At 59.7% G+C, this 1,616-nt stretch carries 1 protein-coding gene; it reads right to left on the minus strand.

All coding sequences use genetic code 11. The features are described from left to right. Window positions 1–85: 85 nt before the first annotated feature. Complete coding sequence (locus AWB78_RS42450) at window positions 86–1,522, minus strand: IS5 family transposase (RefSeq protein WP_074173742.1); 1,437 nt, start codon at window positions 1,520–1,522, stop codon at window positions 86–88. Window positions 1,523–1,616: the final 94 nt, after the last annotated feature.

A 1,616-nucleotide genomic window follows, 5' to 3' on the forward strand; every position in this document is an offset into this window, starting at 1 on the left:
TAGTCGCACCTGCAAAATTCGGTTTCCGTCGCGGACGTAGCTCGGCGGTCGGCCGAGTTCCGTCGTGGCGTCGTGGTTTGCCGACTCAGGCAGTTGCGGGAGGTGCGGGCAAGGTTTCCTGCCATACCTCCGGCAGGCAGCGCAGCCACGCAAGTGCAAGCAATAGGGGGCCGAGCCCCAGACGGACAATGGCGCGCAGCAACCAGCGTAGGTTATAGCCCACCGCGCACAACACCGCATGTAACGCGTCGCCGGTTTGTCCTTTTAGCCAGCAACGCTGCATGCCATGGTCCTGCTTCACGTGTCCGATGATCGGTTCTATCGCTTGGCGACGTTTTAACCATCGTCGCTGTGTACTACTTAGCGTCTTGCGTTTACCTCTGTGAATCAGCTGTACCGGCGCGATATCGGCATCCACACCACGATAACCGAGATCGGCCAGCACGGTCCTCGGCTTCGAGACGCCCGGCAGATCCTGAAGCAAAATGGTCGTTTGTTCAAGTTGTCCGGCCAAGGTATGCCCGTCATACGGGTTGCCCGCAAACGAGCGGGCGCCGACGATAAGGCCTTGCTTCTCCGTGATCGCGAGACTAACCTTAACGCCAAACTCATAGGGCTGGCGAGCCTTGCCTTTCGAGATGCATTCCACTTCTGGCGCGTGAAGCGCATAGAGCTTGTGCGTATCCTTCGCGCGCTGGCGGCAGATACGCCAGGCGCGCTCAAGCCAGATGCACAAGGATGCCTGTTGCTCAGTGGATGCGTTCGATAACTTTCCCTCGATGTCACGCAGCAATCGTCCGAGTATCGTGCGCTGACGCTTGAGCACCCGGCGCAGCCGCTTGAACTGTTTCGCATGCGAATAGCCACCGGCGCGGCGACGCAACTGTTTCCCCTCTCGCTCGTAGGTTTGCTTCAGTGTCAATCCGGCACGTTGCGCGAGCCTTGCCAGTTTGCCTCGCGCTATCTCCAGCAATCGGCTGTCAGTCGGATAGGCAATCGCTTTCTGTTGGACCGTCGTATCGATAATCACGCGCTCGAACTCGGCCGGCCTCACCGCTTTCATTTGCACGGCGGCTGCAATTGTCGTCGCGAGCAACTCCTCAACACCGGCTTCACCCAGCGCCTGCCGAAAGCGCACGAGGTTCGTCGGATCGCACGGCATGCGCGGCTGAAAATACTCCTCGCCGCAGAAGAACTGGAAGTACACGTCTTGTGCCCAGCGCTCACAAACCGATTCATCACTTTCGCTGTACGCGTGCTTCAGGTAGAGCAGCCCGACCATCAGCCGGATCGACAGGCGCGGACGTCCGGCGGCGCTGAGGCCCGCACCGGCCAGTTTGGACGCCGTGCCGAATAGATCAATCTCCGCGCTTATCCGGCCTTCGCGAGCACGTCGCTCAAAGATCGGTGTCAACGTCGCCTCTATCGACGTCCATGGCATCCGGTTCGCCAAGACCGCCAGCGGATGCCGCATATCGATCATCGCGTCCAGGCGGCTGCGGAAGAAATCCGGTGTGCTCATCGGCGTTTCTCACTCCCAGAAGATTGGCCAATTCCATATCGAAACTGGGAGTTCCGCAACCCTCTATTTGCACCTATTCGCACGCGGCGCCTAG

Source organism: Caballeronia calidae (assembly GCF_900044055.2).
Classification (GTDB): domain Bacteria; phylum Pseudomonadota; class Gammaproteobacteria; order Burkholderiales; family Burkholderiaceae; genus Caballeronia; species Caballeronia calidae.

What these genes read in the sequence shown, in the direction of transcription:
- AWB78_RS42450 (WP_074173742.1), bottom strand. Translation starts at nt 1,522, where the DNA reads ATGAGCACACCGGATTTCTTCCGCAGCCGCCTGGACGCGATGATCGAT.